Raw genomic sequence first — 20,219 nt, forward strand, 5'->3', positions numbered from 1 at the left:
CATCTTGGGCCCGGCAGGGGCTCGATTTTCTGCCGATTGACGTGAACGTTCTTTTCGAAATCGCCCGGGCGCGCCGGCTGGGCTCGCTTGCCCGTTCCGGAACAGGCAAGCTAACCTCGGTGAGTTTCTCGGCAGGTTCGATGTGCGGCGATGATCGACAGTTGGACGAGGGGCGCTCTGGTTGCCATCGGTTTGTCGGTCGTGCCGGTGCCTGACGTCGCGCAGGACGGGCTTCATGACGCGCCGCGAAGCCTGTCGCTGCAGGTCACCACCGATCCTTCGACGATCGCATGCCGGAGGCTGGAGAGCATTAATCCCGCCTCGCTCGCCTTCCTTTCGCTGCGCCGGACGTTCAGCGACGATTTCGACGAGCATCCTCTCTCGCATGGGCGCTGGGTGCCGCATTATGCCGGCGGTGCGGCGTGGCCGGAGGCCCGCTATTGGGGCGGCGACGGCTCCGACTTCAAGCGCAAGACCAGCGCCAATGGCGAGCAGCAGATCTATGTCGATCCACGCTACGCCGGGCGCGCGGAGACGCCGCTCGGGCTCGATCCCTTCAAGGTCAAGGACGGCGTGCTCTCGATCGTCGCCAGCCGGACGCCGCCGGACTTGAAATCCGTGCTGTTCAACAACGACTACATCTCGGGAATTCTGACGACGCAGGGCACGTTCGCGCAGAAGCACGGCTATTTCGAAATCCGCGCCAAGGTGCCGGTTGGCCACGCGGTGTGGCCGGCGTTCTGGATGCTGGCCGATGACGGCGGCTGGCCGCCGGAGGTCGACGTGCTCGAGGGCCGTGGCGGGCTCCCCGGCGATCTCGTCATGACCACGCATTGGCGGATTCCATCGACCCAGAAGATCCAGTCCTGCGGCTTCGACTTCGCGGTCGGCGATGCCTCGAAGGCCTTTCACAATTACGGTGTGCTGTGGGAGGAAGACCGCCTGGTCTATTTCATCGACCGCAAGCCGGTGTCCGACATCAAGGTGCCGATCGGCTTCGACGATCCTATGTACATGATCGTCAATCTCGCGATCGGATCAAAGTTCTTTCCCGGCGTCAGTCAGGTCGATGCGGAATCGCCGCCGCGCGTCGCGTTCGAGATCGACCGGATTTCCGCTTATCAAATCGATATGGAGCAGGCGCGGAGATAGCGGGTCGAATGCCGCAAGAAACGCCAAACCGCATTTCCGTCCCTACGGATCCAGCTCCGTATCCCAGTAGAGATAGTCCAGCCAGCTATCGTGCAGATAGTTCGGCGGGAACAGGCGGCCGTTGCGGTGGAGCTGATGCACGGTCGGCGCGAACGCGCTCTGGCGCGGAAACATCTTTGCTTGCGCCGGTGTCAGGTTGCCCTTGCGCAGGTTACAGGGCGAGCAGGCCGCGACCACGTTCTCCCAGGTGGTCTGGCCGCCTTTGCTGCGCGGGATGATGTGGTCGAAGGTAAGGTCTTCCGGAGAGCCGCAATATTGGCAGGCGAAACGATCGCGCAGGAAGACGTTGAACCGGGTGAAGGCTGGATGCGTCGTCGGCTTGACGAAGGATTTGAGCGAGACGACGCTCGGCAGCTGCATTTGCAGCGTGGGGCTGTGAACCGCCTGATCGTAATGCGCGACGATGTTGACGCGGTCGAGGAACACCGCCTTGATCGCGTCCTGCCACGACCACAGAGACAGTGGGTAGTAACTCAGCGGCCGGAAGTCCGCGTTGAGGACCAGCACCGGCCAACTGCCTTGCGAGACATGTGCGTTCAAGTAACGCTCCCGGCCTCCAATATACGCTGCGAAGCAGCATGTGTTGACATACTACATGCAGCGTGACGGGATTGTGAAGCCCGTCGAGCGACTTATTCAGGCGCATGCAATGCGGCGGCGGGGTGGCAAAGCGCTCAAAAAGCCGCGATCCGGGGCAGGCTTGGGGCTGGCGCGGAACTGCCTTCGCCAGCGCGTGGTGTCCCTGCGCGGCTACTCCCGTACCCGCTCCAGCTTCTGCAGACACCGCGTTGCGCGGACGACGGGCGGCATCTCCTCATCCGGAAAACTCGTGGTCCAGTTGGTGACGCCGACCTCGCCGATATAGATGTCGCCCCTCGAATCCAGCGCGATGCCGTGCGGTGCCAGGAATTTGCCGCTGGCAACCCCCGGGCCGTCCTCGCCGCCGAGCCGGGCAATGCGCTTGCCCTGCGCATCCACGATCGACAGTCGCGGGCCGAGATTGGGGACCTTGCGGTTGATGTCGAGGCCGGGACCGAGCTCGCCGATCACGAAGGTCGGGCTCCTGGCCCCGCCGCAGCAGCACAGCGCGCAGGGACGGTGGAGGTTGTTCCACTGCGTCTCGTATTTGCCCTCGCCGTCGAACACCTGCACGCGGTGGTTCTCGCGGTCGGCAACATAGACCCAGCCGTCGGCATCGGTGGCAATGTTGTGCACGATGTTGAACTGGCCGGGATCGGTGCCCGGCTCGCCCCAGCTTTTGATCAGCTTGCCGTCCGGCGTGTATTTGTGCACCCGCGCATTGCCATAGCCGTCCGAGACGTAGATCTCGCCCTTCGGCGACAGCGCGGTGTGGGTGCAGCGATGGAACGGCTCCCCGCTCATGAATGGCGCGGGCTTCGCCGGCATGCCGATCGTCAGCAGCACCTCGCCCTCGTTGGTGCATTTGCGCACGGTGTGATCGCCGTCATCGGTGCAGTAGAGATTGTCGTCGGCATCGATATGCAGCCCATGCGCCCGGGAGAACAGGCCTTCGCCGAAGCTGCGCAGAAAATTGCCCTCGCGGTCGAGTACCACCATCGGATGTTCGCCCCGGTTGAAGACGTAGACGTGGTCCTTGCTATCGACCGCGACGGAAGCGACGTCGGTCAGCATCCAGCCGTCCGGCAACTTTGCGAAATTGTCGACGACGCGGTAGCGGTGCTCGCCGGTGCCGAGAATAGCTGGCATCTATGATCCCTTCTCTTCGTGCGAGTGCGCGATTGTCGCCGCGTTCGCAATGACGATGGAGCTCAAGCCGAGCCCGCCTCACGCCCTAATATCCCCTCCTCGATTGCCTTGATCTGCAACGCGAGATATTTCGAGTTGATCCGGCACTGCGCAAGGCTGCCGGCGATGAACCACAGGCCGGGTTGTGCAGTCCGCACATACATGTTGCGCAGCTCGAACCCATCGCCAAAACCCCAGATCGGGCTGACGCGGTCGGCAACGCCGTCGCCGAACAATTTTCGCACCAGTATTTCCTGCGGCTTGTAGCCGGTGGAGAGCACGATGAGGTCAGCGGCAATGACCGCGCCGTCCTTCATCCGCGCGCCGTCGGCCGTGAAGCTCTCGATGTCCTCGAACTGCTTCAGCTTGATCGCGCCCTCGACAATCAGGTTGGAGCAGCCGACGTTGAAATAATAGCCGCCGCCGCGGGTGAGGTATTTGAACTGCCAGCCGGTGCCGGCGTCGCCGAAGTCGAGCTTGAAGCCGACGCGGCGGAGGCCGTCGAGCAGCTCCTTGTCGAGCTCCTTGGACTGCTCGGTCAGCATCACATGTGTTTTCTTCGCCAGCGGCGTCGGCATCGAGGCCGCGATGAGATCGTTGTCCTCGAGCGTGCCCTCGTTGTAGGTCGCATAAGCCAGCTGCGCCGAAGGCTCGATATTGGTGACCAGCGTCGGCGAGCGCTGCACCAGCGTCACCTCCGCGCCGCTGGAATGAAGGTCTTGCGCGATGTCATGTCCGCTGTTGCCGGTGCCGATCACGATGGCGCGCTTGCCGGTCCAGTTCTCGCCGTCCTCGTAGCAGCTGGAATGCAGCAACGTGCCTTTGAATCTATCGAGGGTCGGAATGTCAGGGATATTGGCGATACCGCTGACGCCGGTTGCCATGATCACGTGGCGCGGATGCATGGTGCGCTTGCTGCCGTCGGCACGGCGCAGGGCTGCGGTCCAGTGGCTTTTCGCCTCGTCGTAGGCGCCGCCCTCGAACTCAGTGCCGGTCCAGAAATTCAGCTCCATCGCATCGACGTAAGCTTCAAACCAGTTGGCGAGCTTGTCCTTGGGGATGTAGGTCGGCCAGCTCGGCGGGAACGGCATGTAGGGCATGTGATTGACCTGCACCTGGTTGTGCAGGGTCAGCGCGTGATAACGCTTGCGCCAATTGTCGCCGATCCGGCTCTCGCGATCGACGATCAGCGTGTCGACCTTCAACTGCTTCAGCCGCGCTGCGATCGCAAGCCCGGCCTGGCCGCCGCCGACCACCAGCACGGCCGGGTCGCGATCGCCGTAGTCGCGCGCGGCATTGCGCAAATCGAGCCAGTTCGGCCCGCGGAAATCGCGCGAATAGGCTTGGCCGCGCGGCCGCGAGGTGCCGAGCTGTTCTTCGAATCCTTTGAGCTCCTCGAGCGCGGTGAGCAGCGTCCACGCCTTCAATTGATCGCCGTCGGCAGCATCGGGAATGAGCCGCAGAATGCCGCTGCCCCGACCGATCGCCGTCTCGAAATTGAAGATCGCTTCGATGTTGTTGGTCCCGGCGCGCATCACCCAGCGCGGCGGCGCGCGGTTCGGGGCGATCTTGAAGCTGGTCGGTGCCGCCTTGGGCGCGAGCACGTTCAGCGCTTGGGCGATCGCATCGCGGCCGGCAAGCGTCTGCAGGTTCCAGCTCAACGCCAGCACGTCGCGCCAAAAACTTTCGCCAACGAACAGGCGGTCGAGCGCTTCGCGATCGGGTCTGCCAAGCGCGCGCTCGAACGTGTCGAGCCAGGCTTGCGCGGCGACGGAAATATCCTGCGTCCTGTCCAGCATGCGTGACCTCGTGGCCGTCTTCGCGGCGTTTCCTCTGAGGCCGACGCTATACCGGTTCGACAGTTGCCAAAAGCGCCTTACCCGAGCAATGTGAGCATGTGGCCCTGCTCAGGCGGAATGCGGCCCTGCAGCGTCTTGGTATCCACACAATGGAAAGGCTCCACCTTGGTGGAGCCTTTCTCTCTCGTTGAGTGCCAGTCAGCCTACAGGTGGCAAGCCAATTACCTTCGCGTGCCCGCACCATACAGTTCGCGTTCACGACCGACGTCGTCAGGCGAGAGCGGCGGGCTCGCGGCATCGAAGTCGGTCCAGCCGGCCTTTTGCCAGGCCGCGCTCCGATCCTGCAGGTTCACCGACCTCTCATGCAGAAGGGCATCGAGGCGCGAGCGGTCCTGATCGGGCACCTTCGCCGAGACCAGCGTTCCGCCGCGGCGGACGCCCTCGGCGTAGCGCGACGCATCGTCCCTCGAAACGCCGGCTTGGGTCAGCGCGCCGACGATCCCGCCCGTTGCAGCGCCGGCTGCGGCACCCGCGGCCGTCGATGCCAGCCAGCCCGCAGCGACGACCGGTCCGAGCCCGGGAATAGCCAGCAGCCCGAGCCCCGCAAGGAGGCCGGCAGCGCCACCGAGGCCTGCACCGACTCCGGCGCCGGTGCCCGCGCCTTCGGCACGATCATCGACGCCGTCGCCATCGCGATCGACCTTGCCGGTCGAGCTGCCGTACCAATTGTCCGAATTGTTGGCGACGATGCTGATGTCGGAGTGCGGCACTCCGGCGGACTCGAGACGGGCGACTGCACGTTCCGCGTCCGAATAATTGTCGTAGAGTCGAGAAATGGTGGTCGTCATGTCTTATCCTCCTCCGGATTACTTGGCGGGATTCACGTTGCCCTGGAAGTCGACGCTCACGTCCGACTTGGTCCCGGCCTTGTCGGCCTTGCCGCGCCAGACGCCGTCGTTGTCCTTCTGCAGGCCCGAGACGTTGGAATAACCGGCTGCTTCGATCTTCGATTTCGCCTGTCCTTCGGTGAAGCTGTTGCGGCCCGCGACGGGGGCGTTCGAGTTGTTGTGATCTGAACTGTTGACCGCGTTGTTGCCGGGACCGCTTTGCGCGGGCTGCGACTGTGCGCCGACGGGCGCTGATCCCAGCAGCAGGAGTGCTGCGGCGAGCATGGGTAGACGTGACATTATTGTCCTCCGACAGTTGATTGTGCCGGGCGACAACAGACGAGATTCCGATTGGTTGCTACGCGATGCGATCAAAGCGCAACGACCGACGTGCATCGAGCACGAGCATGATCATCGCGTGACATGATGTCGCGCAGGAACTACTGCCGATATGTCTCGTTCAGATATTTTGGAGACGGATTCCTGATCATGCCGCCCAATAGGGGTCGCGCAGCTTGCGCTTGAAAATCTTCCCCGTCGCCTCGCGGGGCAACGCATCCAGGAACTGGACCTCCTTCGGCACCTTGAAGTTCGCCAGCCGCTCACGCAGGAAAGCCTGCACCGCGGCGGCGGAGAGCTGCGCGCCCGTCTCCGGTTCGATGCAGGCGCACAGCCGCTCACCAAATTCGGCGTCGGGGATACCGAACACGGCGCAATCGCGCACCCCTCGCATTCCGATCAGCACGTTCTCGATCTCGGCCGGATAGATGTTGACGCCGCCCGAGATCACCATGTCGCGCTTGCGGTCGCACAGGAACAGATACCCGTCCTGGTCGAGATAGCCGACGTCGCCGACGCTGACGAGGCCGTCGCGCCCGGCCTCCGCGCGTGCCTGCGCCTTGCCGTGATAGTCGAAGTCCGGCACCGCCGTCTGGCGCATGTAGATCTCGCCGACCTCGCCGACGCCGCAGAGGCTGCCGTCCTCGCGGAAGATCCTGACGATGCCGCCTTCGATGACGCGGCCGACCGTGCCGGGCTTCTTCAGCGCCTCCTCGGCGGAGTGCCACACCGGGATGCCGGTCTCGGTCGCGCCGAAATATTCGTTGATGACCAGTCCCCACCAGTCGATCATGGCGCGCTTGACCTCGGGCGGACAGGGCGCGGCGCCGTGCACGACGAAGCGTAGCGAGGAGAGGTCGTAGCGCTGCTTGACCTCCTCGGGCAGCCGCAGCAGCCGGACGAACATGGTCGGAACCATGTGAATATGGGTGACGCGATGGCGCTCGATCAGCGCCAGCAGCTCCTCGGCGTCGAAGCGCGCCTGGAGCACGATTGTGCAGAAGCTGCGGAATGCCAGCATGCCGTAGGAATGCGGGGCGGAGTGATACATCGGCCCGTTGATCAGCACGACCTGGTTGTCGTTCGGCTTGATGCCATAGGAGATCGCGCCCATCCGTTCGGCGGCGGCGGCCTGCTCGGGCTGCAATGGCTTGCGCCGCACGCCTTTCGGCATGCCTGTGGTTCCCGAGGTGTAGATCATCGCTGCGGCCCGGCGGGGAGGCTCCTGCATTTCCGGATGACCGTCACGCCAGCTGTCCCAATCGGTCAGTCCGGCCGGGACCTCGGTCAGATCAGGACCAATCCCGAACGTCGCCGCGAGCTCAGGCGGCGTTGCGACGACGAGGAGGCGGACATCGGCGGGCAGACCCGAGCGAATCTGCGGCAGCAGATCGGCATGGCAGATCAGGATTTTTGCGCCGCTGTCGGTGAGGATGTAGCGCACTTCCTCGGCCTTGAGATGCCAATTGATCGGCGCCACGGGACTGCCGAGCGCGGCGGAGGCCGCGACCACCTCGAACAGCGCAAAATCGTTGCGCAGCATCATGGCGACCGGCGCGCCCTCGGCGAGGCCCTCGGCGCGAAGCCCGCTTGCAGCCCGCCTGACGCGGGCGTGAATCTCGTCATAGCCGATCCGGCGTTCGCCGCTGATGATCATGGCGTGTCCTTGTCTCGCGCGAGCCTAGCGATCGTCCAACACGTCGCCAAATCCCACCCAGCTCTTGCCGTTGAAGCGGCGGAGCTGAAGTTGCTGGAACGGCAAATAATCATCAGGGCCGGTCGTGACAGCCATTCCCGGCAGCAGTAGCGGCAACTTGATTTCCTTCAGCGAGGCTGCCTGGCGCATGATGTTGTCGCGGCTGATATCGTCCTTGCACGCGCGGAGCACCGTCATCAGCAGCGTCGCGTAGTGGTAGCCGGCCGCGTAGTTGGAGTTGGAGAGGTCCGCATTCGGCATGTACTGCTTCATGAAGGCGAAATAGTCCTTCACGCCGGGATCGTCGGCCCATTGCGGGTCCATCGTGTCCTTCTGGTTGCTCGATGAGATCAGCCCGACCGCGTTGTCGAGCCCCGCCGGCTCGAGGAACGAGATCGAGGAGGCCGAGGTCGGCACGAAGAATAGCTCGGGTTTCCAGCCGATCTCGGCGACGCCCTTGATCATCTGCGAGGTGAACTTTCCGAGCACGACGCCGAACAGCACGTTGGCGCCCGAGGCTTTCAAGGTCGAGAGCTGCGAGCTGATCGTCGGCGCGCTGGTCTCGTAGGTCGCTTCCGCGATGATCATGCTGGCGGCCTTGGCGCCGAGCGCACGCTTGAAGCCCGCGACATAGTCGCGGCCGAAATCGTCGTTCTGCGACAGGATGGCGATCTTCGCGTCGGGCTTGGCCTGCAGGACGTATTTGGCATAGACGACGCCCTCGGATTCGTAGGCCGCCATGCCCGGCATCGTCCACGGGTTCTTCTGCGGATCGGCCCATTTGGTCGCGCCCGACAGCACGAACAGCTGCGGCACCTTCTTGGCGTTGAGGGATCTCGTCGCTGCCTTCGGCATGGACGGCTTCCGCTGCAAGCGTCAGCATCGATAGGCCGATCATTGCGGCTGCCAGCTTCATGATGTCCTCCCGTTCTTTTTTATCAGTCCGAACCGTCAGGCGCTGGCGCGCATCAGGAAATCCTGCCGGGCCTGCTCGAACTCGCCCTTCATACGGCCAACCAGCTCGGCGACAGGCGGCGCGTCGGTAATCTGACCGATGCCCTGGCCCGAGCCCCAGATGTCGCGCCAGGCCTTGGATTTCATGTTGCCGCCGGAGCCGAAATTCATCTTCGTCTTGTCGGCGACCGGGAGATTGTCCGGATCGAGCCCGGCGGCGGCGATCGAGGGGCCGAGATAATTGCCGTGCACGCCGGTGAACAGGTTGGTGTAGACGATATCGTGCGCGGCGTGCTGCGTCAGCGCCGATTTGTAGGCCTCGTCGGCATTGGCTTCCTGCGTCGCGATGAAGCGCGTGCCCATATAAGCGAGATCGGCGCCCAGCGTCAGTGCGGAGGCGATGCCGAAACCGTCGCTGATCGCGCCCGACAGCAGGATCGCGCCGCCGAACCATTGCTTGACCTCGCGCACCAGCGCGAAGGGCGACAGCGTGCCGGCATGTCCGCCGGCGCCGGCGCAGACCAGAATCAGGCCGTCGACGCCCTGTTCGGCGGCCTTCCGCGCATGCTTGACGTTGATGACGTCGTGGAACACCAGCCCGCCATAGGAATGTGCGGCCTCGACGATCTCCGCCGGCGGCCGCAGCGAGGTGATGATGATCGGCGCCTTGTGCTTCACGCAGGTCTCCATGTCCTTCATCAGCCGGTCGTTGGAGGCGTGGCAGATCTGGTTGACGGCGTAGGGTGCGACCTTCTTGCCGGGATTGCGCGACTTGTATTCGCCGAGCTCGTCCGCGATGCGGCTCAGCCATGCGTCGAGCTTCTCGACCGGACGGGCGTTGAGCGCAGGGAACGAGCCGACCACGCCGGCCTTGCACTGTGCGATCACCAGCTCCGGGCCGGAGACGATGAACAGCGGCGAGCCGACGACGGGCAGCTCCAGATTGTTCTTGAGCAGGGCGGGCAGTGCCATCCGATCCTCCTGACGACGCGCATCACCGGCCTGCCGGCCGGGGAGTGAGCGCTTCCATGTCGATTGTCGCGCGGGCGCGGTCTCCGCCACCCGGCGCTTTGACCCCACTATAGAATTGGACGGCGGGCAGGGGATCGTTCAATATTGAACAAGCGAGTATTCAGATTTGAACGGAGGCGGGCGATGGACTGGGACCTCTGCAAGACCTTCGTCGCGGTCGCCGACACCGGCAGCTTCACCGCCGCGGCCAAGCGCCTGCACGCCAGCCATCCGACCGTCAGCCGCAAGATCGCGGCGCTGGAGGCGCAGCTCGGCACAAAGCTGCTGGCGCGTGCCGCGGATGGATTCGTGCTCACCGCCGACGGCCGGACCCTGCGCGAGCATGCCGAGGCGATGGCCGCCGCCGCGCTGCGGGCCGAGGCGGCGGTCGGCGCCGGCGGGCGCAAGGCGCGCGGCACGGTCAAGCTGTCGATCGGCGCGACGCTGGCCTCGCACTGGCTGATGCCGCGGCTGCGGTCCTTCCTGGATGAGCATGATCACATCCGGCTCGAGATCATCACCCATCCGTTTCCGGCCAGCGTGCGCCGGCGGGAGGCCGACGTCGTGCTGCGGCCGGTCGACAGCGGCGAGGAGAATCTGGTCGGCCGCAAGGTCGGCCGTCTCGGCACCGGTTTCTACGCCTCGCGCGACTATGCTGCCGGCCGGTCGCTGCCGGAACGCAGCGGCGAGTGGAAGGGGCACAGCGTCATCGGCTTTGCCGATCAGGATTCGAACGCGCAGCTGGCGCGCTGGAGCGATGCGATCACGCGCCAGGGCACCGTAGTGATGCGCTGCTCTTCGCAAGGCGACATGCTGGCGGCGGTGCGGGCAGGGATCGGGATCTCCGCGCTGTCCTGCTTCGTCGCGGAAAGCTATCCGGACCTCGTGCGCATCGCGCCGCAAAAACTCGTCAGCGTCGCCGACCTCTGGCTGCTCGCCCATCCCGATCTGGTCGAGCTGTCCGCAGTGCGTGCCGTAGTCGACTTCGTCGCGGAATGTGCCCGGGCCGACCGCGAACGGCTACGGGGTTGATGCGCGCATACGTCATGGTGCCGCTCGGTGCGCGGCGCCGTTGTACAGTTGAACGGAGACGATGTAGCCGCGCGTGCGCCGGGTCTCCGATGCTGCCGTCACGTCGCGTGTGGTAGCGGAATAGCGGAATGGAAGACATTTTCGGGGTCGTAGCGGCGCTTGACCTCCAGGAGCTTTCGGGCGTTGTGCCCATAACTGTGCGACGCGCGGTCATGGTCGTCCCTTCCGAGAAGATTGGGATATCCGCCCGGCAGTGCCGTGTCGAATGCCTCTCGGGTGGCGCGCACCCATTTCTGATGCCGGGGATGGTCCGTCGGGTCGGATCGGTCCGGAAAGGTCGCGAGCATTTCCACCAGCGTGTGGTCGCGCCGCAGGCCGAAGGCAGTTGCGTCCTCAGGGACGCGGGAGGCGGCCCCCCGGAATCCATGGGTGATGATCGCACAACCCGGCGAGACAGCGTTTGTCATGCCGTTGACGGCCGCTTCAACGCTGCTGCGATCGAACGCTGGAAGCCAACAGGTGTCCATCACCGCCCGCAAGCCATCGGCGATGAATGCGTCGAACATCGAGAGCAACGCGCCATAGGATCTCCGCTCGATCTGTCCTGCCAGCAGGGTTCCGAGCCTGAGAAAGGGTTCTAATCTTGCTTCGCCCTCGTCGGGATTGCCGCACCAAGTCGGAACGACCATCGTCATCACCGTCCCGTTGGGATCGGCGAGCAGGAGGTGCTGGACTGTCAGGGCTTCGGGTGCCTCAGCTTCGATCTGCACACATCGTTCGAGCACGGATGTTGCTTCGCTGAATGGATAGACCAGCATGCCGGAATGCACGCTTGGCATCGCGTGGACGCGATGGCGCATGCTGGTCACTACACCGAAATTTCCGCCGCCGCCACGCAGGCTCCAGAACAAATCGGCATGGCGGGACGCTTCTGCGGAGACGATGTTGCCATCGGCAAGCACGATTTCGGCTGCAATCACATTGTCGAGTGCAAGACCGAACCGTCCGATCAGCGGACCGTACCCGCCGCCCAGCGTCAGTCCTGTCATGCCGACGCTGGACGCCGAGCCGGCCACGACGGCGAGCCCGAGCGGATCGGTGACCGAGGTCACATCAGCGGCGCGTGCGCCACCTCCGATCGTGGCGCTGCGATGATCAGCGTCGACCGCGACGCTACGCAATCCGCCGAGATCAATCACGATCCCGTCGCACAACGCGCGCCCGGCCCAGTCGTGGCCACCGCCGCGCACCGATACCAGCACGTCGTGCTCGCGCGCTATGCGGATCGCAGCCTGAACGTCCAGCGCATTCTTGCAATGAACCACTGCGCGCGGCGCGATGTCGACCTGCTTGGCCCAGATGCCGGTTGCCGACGCGTAGCCGGCGTCTCCCAGCGTTGAAACAAGGCCCGGCAGCTTCTGTTTGAGATCGGCCAGCCCGCGTTCAATCGAAGTCAACATGATCAGGATCTCCGGTTCGGCCGTGAGAGCCACAAGCTCATCGCAGCGAAACCGGGATGTACGTCAGGGGGGCGGGCGGCCTCGTGAAGATTCCTGCTCTTTTGCCCGCGGTTTAGTGGATCTCGCTCGGGGAGACGCCGTGCACGCGCCGAACCCACCGTGACAGATGGCTTTGATCGGCGAAGCCGGTCTCGGCGGCGATCTCGGCCAGTCGCATCCGTCCCTCGCGTAGTTGGCGCAATGCCTCTTGCAGGCGGAGATGTACGACATAGCGATACGGCGTCATGCCAATTGATCGAGCAAATACGCGGGAGAAGTGGAAGGGGCTGCGGCCGACAAGTGCGGCCAATTCATCGACCTCGATCGGTTCGGCGAGATTCGCAAGAACGTATTCCCTGATCTTCAGCAATGTGGGCCGGCTGAGGCGGCCTCGGGACATGCGGCCGGGCTTCGACATATGGCCGAACGACAGACAGCCGAAGAAGCGGCTTGCGACGTCGTGCCAGAACAACGGGCCGTTCGGATAGCCTTGGGCGCTTTCCGATGCCAGCAACTGTGCCGCATCCAGAAGCCTCCGATCGTAGCCTGAGAAACACTCGGGCAATTCCATCTCGGGCTCGTAGTCTTCGGCGGCGGCGAGTGCGAGTTGCTCCGGCTTGACCGCGATGATGAGCATGTCGGCGGGCGCGACGGTCTTCACCGCGCAATCGAGCCCGGCCGGACAGATCGCAAGCGTGCCTCTGACCGGATCGTGCTCGAGTTGTCGCCCTGCCATGCGGCATCGGAGCCGAAGATAGGGCGAAAGTTGAAAGCTGATCAGATGCTGTTGCGCGGTGGCGTGGAAGTGCGTGTCGCCGTTCAGGCGGGTGCGCAGAACAGAGACGCCGCTCTCGCCGGGAGCACTTTGAGTACGGAACGTCCGAGGAGGACCACCATCGCTTCGGGTCCCAATGAACTGACCAAATTTTGTCAAGCCGAAGCGCCTCGTTCGCAATATTCAAACAATCCGATCGAGGCTGAAGGCGAAATCGGACCTTTTGCGTGCAACAGCAAGAACATAACGGAGACGTGAAAAGCTGTGACGATTCTTGCAACGATTGCCTAGGCCGTGAGCACACCTTCGCGCTTCTTGATCACGCGATAATAGCTCCACCACAGATGCGCGGCGGCGCCACGCAGCGGTCGCCAAGGTTCGGCGAGCGGTGCCATCTGCTTTTCTGTCGGTCGCGCCTTGAGTCCGAGGCCAACCTTGATCCCCTCCTGCACGGCGATGTCGCCGGCCGGCCACGCATCGCCGTGTCCGAGGCAGAACAGCAGATAGACGTCTGCCGTCCACGGGCCGATGCCGGGCAGCGCGATCAGGGTATGGTGCGCCGCCTCGGCGTCTTCCTCCGCGAGCACGTCCAGGTTCAGCCGCTGCGTGCTGATCTCGCGCGCGAGATGCTTCAGCGTCTTGATCTTGGCGGCGGACAGGCCAAGCCGGCCCAGCCGGTCGGTACGGGCGCGGCGCACCGCGTCATGGTCGAACGGATCGAACGCGGCCGACAGACGTCCCCAGATCGCCGCGGCGCTCGCAGTCGAGAGCTGCTGCCCGCAGACGATATGCGCCAGCCCCGCAAACCCCGGCTCCCGCCGCCGCAACGCCGGCATGCCCGCGATCTCGAGCACCGGCTTGAGCCGCGGATCGCGCTTGACCAGCGCGTGGACGGCCTCTTCGAGATCGGACTGGGTTTCGAGGTGGATGGTCATGTGGCTCGGCAAGCTCTCTCCGACGTCATGGCCGGGCTTGACCCGGCCATGCATCTCCTATCGTAACAGAGTCATGGAGGATGGATTGCCGGGTCAAGCCCGGCAATGACGAATAGCGCGAGACTTCATGCCACCCGTTTTCCGATTTGCCCCCAGCCCGAATGGCCTCTTGCATCTCGGCCACGCCTATTCCGCGCTGCTGAACTTCGACCGCGCGCGCGAGACGGGCGGGCGGCTGTTGCTGCGGATCGAGGACATCGATGCGACACGCTGCCGGCCGGAGTTCGAGGCGGCGATCTATGAAGACCTCGCTTGGCTCGGGATCGTCTGGGAGACGCCGGTGCGGCGGCAGTCGGAGCATCTTGCTGATTATCGCGCTGCGCTGGAAAAACTCACCGCGCTCGGCCTCGTCTATCCCGCCTTCGAGAGCCGCGCCGAGACCGCAAGGTTGGTCGCTGCGCGCGAGGCTGACAGGCCCTGGCCGCGCGATCCCGACGGCGCGCCGCTTTATCCTGGGGATGCGAAGTCGCTCTCTGCCGACGAGCGGACACGACTGATCGCCTCGGGCGTCCCCTATGCGCTCCGGCTCGATATGGTGGCCGCCTGCCGTCGCGTCGGCGGCTTGAGCTGGAGCGAGCTCGGCGTGGGGCCGGATGGCGAGCGCGGCATTATCGCGGCGCGACCGGAATCCTGGGGCGACGTGATCCTGGCTCGCAAGGAGACGCCGACCAGCTACCATCTGTCTGTTGTCGTCGACGATGCGCTTCAGAACGTCAGCGAAGTGGTGCGCGGCCGGGACCTGTTTCACGCCACCTCGGTGCACCGCCTGCTCCAGGTCCTGCTCGGCCTGCCGGAACCCACCTATCGCCATCACGCTCTGATTCGTGACAGCGCGGGGCGGAAGCTGTCGAAATCGAGCCGCTCGACCGGGCTGCGGGAGTTGCGCAGCGCGGGCGTCGCACCCGCCGATGTCCGCCCGCTGGTGGGATTAGGTTAAGTTTCTCTGGGGGTTAGCGAAACGCTGCCGTGACTCCGGGGGTTCCGTCGTGTCATGCTTGCGCGACAGCCCGGGTTCGAAGCGGATCCTTCGAAGGGGAATTATGGCGGCGAAAACGCGCGCAGTGCGCACCACGCGGACGTCCAGGCGACCGCCTCGGAAGCGGTCCGGGGCGGCCGGGCGGTCGCGCCAGCGCTCTACCAAGGCGGTCACGCCCGACGTTGTCCAGGCGGCGCTCGCTGCCTTTGCCCATGAGGTCCGGACCCCCCTGACCGGCATTCTCGCGATCAGCGACCTGCTCGCGACCTCCGATCTGGGCGAGCGGGAGCGGCGCTGGGCCGACACGATCAAGGCCGGCGCCGAGCATCTGGCGAGCCTTGCCACCCTGTTCGTCGATGCGGCCAGAACGGGAAAGGGTGGCAGCACGCTGCGGCAGGATCTGTTCGACCTGCGGACGCTGGCCCGCAGCGCCGGAGATTCGCTGGCCGGGCGGGCTGCCGCCAAGGGCCTCCAAGCCCAGGTTGAGATCTCCGACAAATTGCCGGGGCTCGTGGTCGGCGATCCCGTTCGCCTGCGCGCCGCGCTGGAGAACCTGATCGACAATGCCGTCAAATTCACCGAACATGGCGCCGTGGCGCTCGCGGTCGCGCCCTGGCGTCCGGCCAAAGATCAAGAGAAGGGCAAAAGGAGCGACAAGGCCAAGGGTAGGGTCGGCGTCGCCTTCTCGGTCTCGGACAGCGGCATCGGCCTCTCCATGGCCGAGATCAAGCGGCTGTTCCGCCCGTTCACCCAGGCCAATGTCACCATCGCCTCGCGCTTCGGCGGCGCGGGCCTCGGGCTATCATCGGTGAAACAATTGGCGCGCGCGATGGGCGGTGACATCAGCGTCGCGCCGCGGCGCGGCGGCGGCGCCACCTTCACATTGACGGTGTCGCTGGACGCGGCAGGGCCGGCCAAATCCAGCAAATCGAAGGGCGAAGCCGAGATGGACGCCGCCGCGGCGCTGCGCGTGCTCAGCGTGGAGGACAATCCGTTCGGCCGCGTCGTGCTCAACACGATCCTGACCGAGCTCGGCCATCATGCCGAGTTCATCGGTCGCGGCGAGGACGCAGTGAACCGGCTGGAGCGGGGCACCTTCGACGCGGTGCTGATGGACATGGTGCTGCCGGGCATCGACGGCGTCGAGGCGATCAGGCGGATCCGCACCATGGCGCCGCCGCTGGCTCAGATCCCGATCATCGGCGTGTCCGGTCGCGGCGAGGACGAGGCGGCTTCGCGCGAGGCCGGCGCCGACGCCTTCCTGGTCAAGCCTGTGTCTCCGCGGGCTTTAGCGACTGCGCTGCTTGAAGCGACACGCCGTGAGGAAGCCGCGACTTGATGATCGCGGCGTTGAGCTCGCCGCCGTAAACGAAGATCGCGGCGATGAAATACAAAAACACCAGCGCGATGATCACCGAGGCCAGCCCCGCATACATCGTCACGTAGTTGTTGGCGAAGCGCGCCAAATACTGGCCGAACACGATGCCCGAGATCAGCGAGGCCACGATGGTGAAGACGATGCCGGGCAGGATCTGGAAGAAGCTCCTCCGGCCCGCCGGCAGCCAGGCGTGCAGGATCAGCAGCGCCACCACCAGTGCGGCCACGGTGATGCCGTAGCGCAGCCAGGTGAGGATGCTCTCATTGGATTCGACGAACAGCGGAATGTGGCGCCGCGCCGCCTCGATGAAGAGCGGGCCGAGCACGATCAGGAACGCCATCGCGAGCGCGGTGAAGGCGGCGACCAACGTGTAGCCGATCGATTCCAGCCGCAGCCAGTACCAGCGCCGCATCTCCACCACCGCATAGGCGCGGTTCAGCGCAACCCTGAGCGCCTCGACGCCGTTGGAGGCAAAATAGACCGACAGCGCCGCGCCGATGGTCAGGATGCCGGTCCGGGTCGTGGTCAGCACGTCGTGGACCTCGCCCGAGATGGAATCGGCGACCTGTTTGGGCCAGATCTGGAGCATCAGGCTGGCGGCCTGATCGGCGAGTTCCTTGGAGCCGAAGAAGCCTGCCAGCGAGGTCAGCACGATCAGGAACGGGAACAGCGCCATCAGTGTCGACAGCGCGATGTGGCTCGCGATCGCCCAGCCGTCATCGGCCAGGAACGTATAGAACGCATCCTCCAGCACGCAGTAGATGTAGCGGATCGCTTTCACGGCTTGCTCCACCTTCGCCTCTCCCCGCGTGCGGGGAGAGGCCGACGCGCGCCGAGCGATGCGAAGCATCGTCCGGAACGCGCGGCGGGTGAGGGGGACTCTCCGCTGGGACGGCGATAGCGAGACTCGCGGAGAGTCCCCCTCACCCGGAATCCGCGCTTCGCGCGCATTCCGGCCTCTCCCCGCAAGCGGGGAGAGGCGAAGAGGGGCAGCGGCGGACGCAAATCGGAAATCATCTCATGAGCTTCTGATATTATTGGCGGAAAAGCCAGATTGCGAAGTATCCCCGTCGTCATTCCGGGGCGCGCAGCGCGAGCCCGGAATCCCATCTCGCCACTTATAACGCCGTCCGATGGATTCCGGGTTCGATGCTTCGCATCGCCCCGGAATGACGGGGACGCCATAGCGGACCGGCGTACACGGTGTTATCACCCCCCAATGGCATCTCTCCTGAGTACTTTCATCCTGCCGGTGGCAGCCGGCGCCGTGGCGTTGGTGCTGCTGCTCGGTCTCGTCAACATGATGCGCGGCGGCTCGCCCAACACCTCGCAGAAGCTGATGCGCTGGCGCGTGCTGCTTCAGTTCGTGGCGATCGTGATTGCGATGATTGCGGTTTGGGCGATGGGGCGCTGAACATGGTGGTACTCAACCGCATCTATACGAAGACCGGTGACGACGGCACGACAGCGCTTGGAACCGGCGAGCGTCGTCCGAAATACGATCTGCGCATCGAAGCCTACGGCACGGTCGATGAGACCAATGCCGCGATCGGCGTTGTTCGCCTCCACACCCATGACATGCCCGAGCTCGACGCGATGCTCGGCCGCATCCAGAACGACCTGTTCGATCTCGGCGCCGACCTTGCAGTGCCGGAACGAGAAGGCAAAGCTGAGCGGCTGCGGGTGGTGCCAAGCCAGGTCGAACGGCTCGAGCGCGACATCGACGCGCTCAACGACAAGCTCGCGCCGCTGACCTCTTTCGTGCTGCCCGGCGGCACGGCGGCCGCAGCCACCCTCCACGTCGCGCGCACGATATGCCGCAGGGCGGAACGTGTGATGGTGGAACTGGCGGCCCAGCCCAATGAGACCGTTGGTAGCGCTGGCATCCAGTATATGAACCGCCTGTCGGATTTCCTGTTCGTCGCCAGCCGAGCCGCTAACCATAATGGCGCTGGCGACGTGCTCTGGGTTCCGGGCCAGAATCGCTGACCCCAAGATTGCTGACCCATTGAGCGGCGCATTTCAGGGGACTAAAATTAGGCCCCTTCGCGCGTTGACCGGGCCGGATCAGGCCTTTAGGTTCCGCGCCAGTTGAATAACCCCCCTCCCAAATTGAGTGAAAGAGGATCGATGAAGGTCTTGGTGCCGGTAAAGCGGGTGGTCGATTACAACGTCAAGGTCCGCGTCAAGGGCGATGGATCGGGCGTTGAACTCGCCAACGTCAAAATGTCCATGAACCCGTTCGACGAGATCGCGGTCGAGGAAGCGCTGCGCCTGAAGGAAGCCGGCAAGGCGACCGAAGTCGTGGTGGTCTCCATTGGACCTGCGCAGGCGTCGGAGACGATCCGCACCGGTCTTGCGATGGGCGCCGATCGCGGCATCCTGGTGAAGGCCGAGGGCACCGTCGAGCCGCTCGCCGTCGCCAAGATCCTGAAGAAGGTCGCCGACGAAGAGCAGCCCGGCCTGATCATCCTCGGCAAGCAGGCGATCGACGATGATTCGAACCAGACCGGCCAGATGCTGGCCGCGCTGCTCGGCTGGTCGCAGGCGACCTTCGCCTCGAAGCTCGAGGTGGAAGGTTCCGACTTCAAGGTCACCCGCGAAGTCGACGGCGGCCTCCAGACCGTCAAGCTCAAGGGACCGGCGATCGTCACCACCGATCTGCGTCTCAACGAGCCGCGCTACGCCTCGCTGCCGAACATCATGAAAGCGAAGAAGAAGCCGATCGCGGAGAAGACCGTCGCTGATTACGGCGTCGATGTCGCCACACGCCTCGAGGTTCTCAAGACGACTGAACCGGCAGGCCGCAAGGCCGGCGTCAAGGTCAAGGACGTCGCCGAGCTGGTGTCGAAACTCAAGAACGAAGCCGGGGTGCTCTGATGACGACGCTGCTGATTGCCGAACACGACAACGCGTCGCTCAAGGATGCGACCAACAAGACGCTGACCGCCGCCGCCGCGCTCGGCGCCGATGTCGAGGTACTGGTAGCCGGCCAGAACGCCAAGGCCGCGGCGGATGCCGCCGCCAAGCTCGCCGGCGTCAAGAAGGTGCTGCTCGCCGACGGCGAGCTCTACGCGCACGATCTCGCCGAGCCGCTGGCTGCGCTGATCGTCTCGCTGGCGCCGTCCTATGACGCGATCGTCGCGCCCGCGACCTCGCGCTTCAAGAACGTGATGCCGCGCGTCGCAGCCCTCCTCGACGTCATGCAGGTCTCGGAGATCATTAAGGTGGTCGCCCCCGATACCTATGAGCGTCCGATCTATGCCGGCAACGCCATCCAGACGGTGAAGTCGAAGGACGCCAAGAAGGTCATCACGGTCCGCACCTCCACCTTCGCCGCGACGGGTGAAGGTGGCAGCGCGCCGGTCGAGACCGTGGCGGCGGCGGCCGATCCCGGCCTGTCGTCCTTCGTCGGCGAGGAGGTCGCCAAGAGCGATCGTCCCGAGCTGACCTCGGCGAAGATCATTGTCTCCGGTGGTCGTGCCATGCAGAGCCGCGAGAACTTCGCCAAATACATCGAGCCGCTCGCCGACAAGTTAGGGGCCGGCGTCGGTGCCTCGCGCGCGGCGGTGGACGCCGGCTATGCGCCGAACGACTGGCAGGTCGGCCAGACCGGCAAGGTCGTGGCCCCCGAGCTCTATGTTGCGGTCGGCATTTCCGGCGCGATCCAGCATCTGGCCGGCATGAAGGACTCCAAGGTGATCGTCGCGATCAACAAGGACGAGGACGCGCCGATCTTCCAGGTCGCCGATTACGGCCTGGTCGCCGACCTCTACCAGGCGGTTCCGGAGCTGACCGACGAACTCGCCAAGCTCGGCAAGTAAAACACGCTAAAAACACCGGCCGGAGGTATAAACTCCGGCCGGTGTTTCATTTATGAGGCGTTTTCTTTGGCGTGG

The 20,219-nt window shown here is 64.7% G+C and carries 18 protein-coding genes and 2 pseudogenes; 8 read left to right on the top strand and 12 right to left on the bottom strand.

All coding sequences use genetic code 11. From position 1 onward, the window contains the following. Positions 1 to 150 precede the first annotated feature (150 nt). On the top strand, positions 151 to 1,152 hold the full coding sequence (locus HYH08_RS31500; protein ID WP_220013722.1) for a glycoside hydrolase family 16 protein: 1,002 nt from the start codon (positions 151 to 153) through the stop codon (positions 1,150 to 1,152). 42 nt (positions 1,153 to 1,194) lie between these two features. On the opposite strand, the gene HYH08_RS31505 is transcribed toward HYH08_RS31500, so the two are convergent. The 8 genes and pseudogenes from HYH08_RS31505 to HYH08_RS31540 all read right to left on the bottom strand — a co-directional run bounded on the left by HYH08_RS31505 (position 1,195) and on the right by HYH08_RS31540 (position 9,626). Beyond that, positions 1,195 to 1,752, bottom strand: coding sequence for an HNH endonuclease (locus tag HYH08_RS31505; RefSeq protein WP_008142962.1), 558 nt, complete (start codon positions 1,750 to 1,752; stop codon positions 1,195 to 1,197). Between the two features lie 210 nt (positions 1,753 to 1,962). After that, on the bottom strand, positions 1,963 to 2,940 hold the full coding sequence (locus tag HYH08_RS31510; protein WP_220013723.1) for a peptidyl-alpha-hydroxyglycine alpha-amidating lyase family protein: 978 nt from the start codon (positions 2,938 to 2,940) through the stop codon (positions 1,963 to 1,965). 62 nt (positions 2,941 to 3,002) lie between these two features. Beyond that, a complete protein-coding gene (locus tag HYH08_RS31515) occupies positions 3,003 to 4,778 on the bottom strand; it encodes a flavin-containing monooxygenase (RefSeq protein ID WP_220013724.1) in 1,776 nt (591 codons plus the stop codon). A 221-nt stretch (positions 4,779 to 4,999) separates the two neighbouring features. After that, on the bottom strand, positions 5,000 to 5,626 hold the full coding sequence (locus HYH08_RS31520; RefSeq protein WP_220013725.1) for a hypothetical protein: 627 nt from the start codon (positions 5,624 to 5,626) through the stop codon (positions 5,000 to 5,002). A gap of 18 nt (positions 5,627 to 5,644) precedes the next feature. Next, the gene (locus HYH08_RS31525; protein ID WP_220013726.1) at positions 5,645 to 5,965 is read right to left on the bottom strand and encodes a hypothetical protein; all 321 of its coding nucleotides are present in this window, start codon (positions 5,963 to 5,965) and stop codon (positions 5,645 to 5,647) included. A gap of 187 nt (positions 5,966 to 6,152) precedes the next feature. Next, a pseudogene (locus tag HYH08_RS31530) lies at positions 6,153 to 7,670 on the bottom strand (acyl-CoA synthetase); the annotation flags it as partial. Between the two features lie 15 nt (positions 7,671 to 7,685). Further along, a pseudogene (locus HYH08_RS31535) lies at positions 7,686 to 8,546 on the bottom strand (ABC transporter substrate-binding protein); the annotation flags it as partial. Between the two features lie 105 nt (positions 8,547 to 8,651). Next, the gene (locus tag HYH08_RS31540; protein ID WP_220013728.1) at positions 8,652 to 9,626 is read right to left on the bottom strand and encodes an NAD(P)H-dependent flavin oxidoreductase; all 975 of its coding nucleotides are present in this window, start codon (positions 9,624 to 9,626) and stop codon (positions 8,652 to 8,654) included. Between the two features lie 183 nt (positions 9,627 to 9,809). On the opposite strand from HYH08_RS31540, the gene HYH08_RS31545 reads away from it, so the two are divergent. Beyond that, positions 9,810 to 10,697, top strand: a complete 888-nt coding sequence (locus HYH08_RS31545) for a LysR family transcriptional regulator (protein ID WP_220013729.1) — start codon at positions 9,810 to 9,812, stop codon at positions 10,695 to 10,697. Positions 10,698 to 10,795: 98 nt separating this feature from the next. Here HYH08_RS31545 and HYH08_RS31550 read toward each other — a convergent pair whose 3' ends face one another. The 3 genes from HYH08_RS31550 to HYH08_RS31560 form a co-directional block, all read right to left on the bottom strand. Beyond that, positions 10,796 to 12,157: an FAD-binding oxidoreductase gene (locus tag HYH08_RS31550; RefSeq protein WP_220013730.1), complete on the bottom strand. Its 1,362-nt coding sequence runs from the start codon at positions 12,155 to 12,157 to the stop codon at positions 10,796 to 10,798. Positions 12,158 to 12,269: 112 nt separating this feature from the next. Beyond that, positions 12,270 to 13,130, bottom strand: a complete 861-nt coding sequence (locus HYH08_RS31555; protein WP_220013731.1) for a helix-turn-helix domain-containing protein — start codon at positions 13,128 to 13,130, stop codon at positions 12,270 to 12,272. A 128-nt stretch (positions 13,131 to 13,258) separates the two neighbouring features. Continuing rightward, the gene (locus HYH08_RS31560; protein WP_220013755.1) at positions 13,259 to 13,906 is read right to left on the bottom strand and encodes a DNA-3-methyladenine glycosylase family protein; all 648 of its coding nucleotides are present in this window, start codon (positions 13,904 to 13,906) and stop codon (positions 13,259 to 13,261) included. 127 nt (positions 13,907 to 14,033) lie between these two features. On the opposite strand from HYH08_RS31560, the gene gluQRS reads away from it, so the two are divergent. Together gluQRS and HYH08_RS31570 are read left to right on the top strand one after the other, a co-directional pair. Beyond that, positions 14,034 to 14,903, top strand: a complete 870-nt coding sequence (gluQRS, locus tag HYH08_RS31565; RefSeq protein ID WP_220013732.1) for a tRNA glutamyl-Q(34) synthetase GluQRS — start codon at positions 14,034 to 14,036, stop codon at positions 14,901 to 14,903. A 103-nt stretch (positions 14,904 to 15,006) separates the two neighbouring features. Next, positions 15,007 to 16,281 carry an ATP-binding protein gene (locus tag HYH08_RS31570; protein ID WP_220013733.1) on the top strand — a complete coding sequence of 425 codons (1,275 nt, stop codon included), beginning with the start codon at positions 15,007 to 15,009 and terminating at the stop codon, positions 16,279 to 16,281. On the opposite strand, the gene HYH08_RS31575 is transcribed toward HYH08_RS31570, so the two are convergent. Continuing rightward, the gene (locus HYH08_RS31575; RefSeq protein ID WP_220013734.1) at positions 16,208 to 17,101 is read right to left on the bottom strand and encodes a YihY/virulence factor BrkB family protein; all 894 of its coding nucleotides are present in this window, start codon (positions 17,099 to 17,101) and stop codon (positions 16,208 to 16,210) included. The genes HYH08_RS31570 and HYH08_RS31575 overlap by 74 nt on opposite strands. A gap of 438 nt (positions 17,102 to 17,539) precedes the next feature. Between HYH08_RS31575 and HYH08_RS31580 the strand changes: the two genes are divergently transcribed. The 4 genes from HYH08_RS31580 to HYH08_RS31595 all read left to right on the top strand — a co-directional run bounded on the left by HYH08_RS31580 (position 17,540) and on the right by HYH08_RS31595 (position 20,144). After that, a complete protein-coding gene (locus HYH08_RS31580; protein ID WP_220013735.1) occupies positions 17,540 to 17,734 on the top strand; it encodes a twin transmembrane helix small protein in 195 nt (64 codons plus the stop codon). A 2-nt stretch (positions 17,735 to 17,736) separates the two neighbouring features. Next, positions 17,737 to 18,309 (top strand): cob(I)yrinic acid a,c-diamide adenosyltransferase, encoded by a 573-nt coding sequence (locus tag HYH08_RS31585; protein WP_220013736.1) that lies wholly within the window; start codon positions 17,737 to 17,739, stop codon positions 18,307 to 18,309. A 141-nt stretch (positions 18,310 to 18,450) separates the two neighbouring features. Continuing rightward, positions 18,451 to 19,200, top strand: coding sequence for an electron transfer flavoprotein subunit beta/FixA family protein (locus HYH08_RS31590; protein WP_220013737.1), 750 nt, complete (start codon positions 18,451 to 18,453; stop codon positions 19,198 to 19,200). After that, positions 19,200 to 20,144, top strand: coding sequence for an electron transfer flavoprotein subunit alpha/FixB family protein (locus tag HYH08_RS31595; RefSeq protein ID WP_220013738.1), 945 nt, complete (start codon positions 19,200 to 19,202; stop codon positions 20,142 to 20,144). Before HYH08_RS31590 ends, HYH08_RS31595 begins: the two co-directional genes overlap by 1 nt. Positions 20,145 to 20,219: the final 75 nt, after the last annotated feature.

Origin of the sequence: Bradyrhizobium sp. BR 10289 (assembly GCF_019455385.1) — a bacterium.
Taxonomy (GTDB): Bacteria; Pseudomonadota; Alphaproteobacteria; order Rhizobiales; family Xanthobacteraceae; genus Bradyrhizobium.

Coding starts and splice junctions, on each gene's coding strand:
- HYH08_RS31500 (WP_220013722.1), top strand. CDS start 151: ATGATCGACAGTTGGACGAGGGGCGCTCTGGTTGCCATCGGTTTGTCG.
- HYH08_RS31510 (WP_220013723.1), bottom strand. CDS start 2,940: ATGCCAGCTATTCTCGGCACCGGCGAGCACCGCTACCGCGTCGTCGAC.
- HYH08_RS31515 (WP_220013724.1), bottom strand. CDS start 4,778: ATGCTGGACAGGACGCAGGATATTTCCGTCGCCGCGCAAGCCTGGCTC.
- HYH08_RS31520 (WP_220013725.1), bottom strand. CDS start 5,626: ATGACGACCACCATTTCTCGACTCTACGACAATTATTCGGACGCGGAA.
- HYH08_RS31525 (WP_220013726.1), bottom strand. CDS start 5,965: ATGTCACGTCTACCCATGCTCGCCGCAGCACTCCTGCTGCTGGGATCA.
- HYH08_RS31540 (WP_220013728.1), bottom strand. CDS start 9,626: ATGGCACTGCCCGCCCTGCTCAAGAACAATCTGGAGCTGCCCGTCGTC.
- HYH08_RS31545 (WP_220013729.1), top strand. CDS start 9,810: ATGGACTGGGACCTCTGCAAGACCTTCGTCGCGGTCGCCGACACCGGC.
- HYH08_RS31550 (WP_220013730.1), bottom strand. CDS start 12,157: ATGTTGACTTCGATTGAACGCGGGCTGGCCGATCTCAAACAGAAGCTG.
- HYH08_RS31560 (WP_220013755.1), bottom strand. CDS start 13,906: ATGACCATCCACCTCGAAACCCAGTCCGATCTCGAAGAGGCCGTCCAC.
- gluQRS (WP_220013732.1), top strand. CDS start 14,034: ATGCCACCCGTTTTCCGATTTGCCCCCAGCCCGAATGGCCTCTTGCAT.
- HYH08_RS31570 (WP_220013733.1), top strand. CDS start 15,007: ATGGCGGCGAAAACGCGCGCAGTGCGCACCACGCGGACGTCCAGGCGA.
- HYH08_RS31580 (WP_220013735.1), top strand. CDS start 17,540: ATGGCATCTCTCCTGAGTACTTTCATCCTGCCGGTGGCAGCCGGCGCC.
- HYH08_RS31585 (WP_220013736.1), top strand. CDS start 17,737: ATGGTGGTACTCAACCGCATCTATACGAAGACCGGTGACGACGGCACG.
- HYH08_RS31590 (WP_220013737.1), top strand. CDS start 18,451: ATGAAGGTCTTGGTGCCGGTAAAGCGGGTGGTCGATTACAACGTCAAG.
- HYH08_RS31595 (WP_220013738.1), top strand. CDS start 19,200: ATGACGACGCTGCTGATTGCCGAACACGACAACGCGTCGCTCAAGGAT.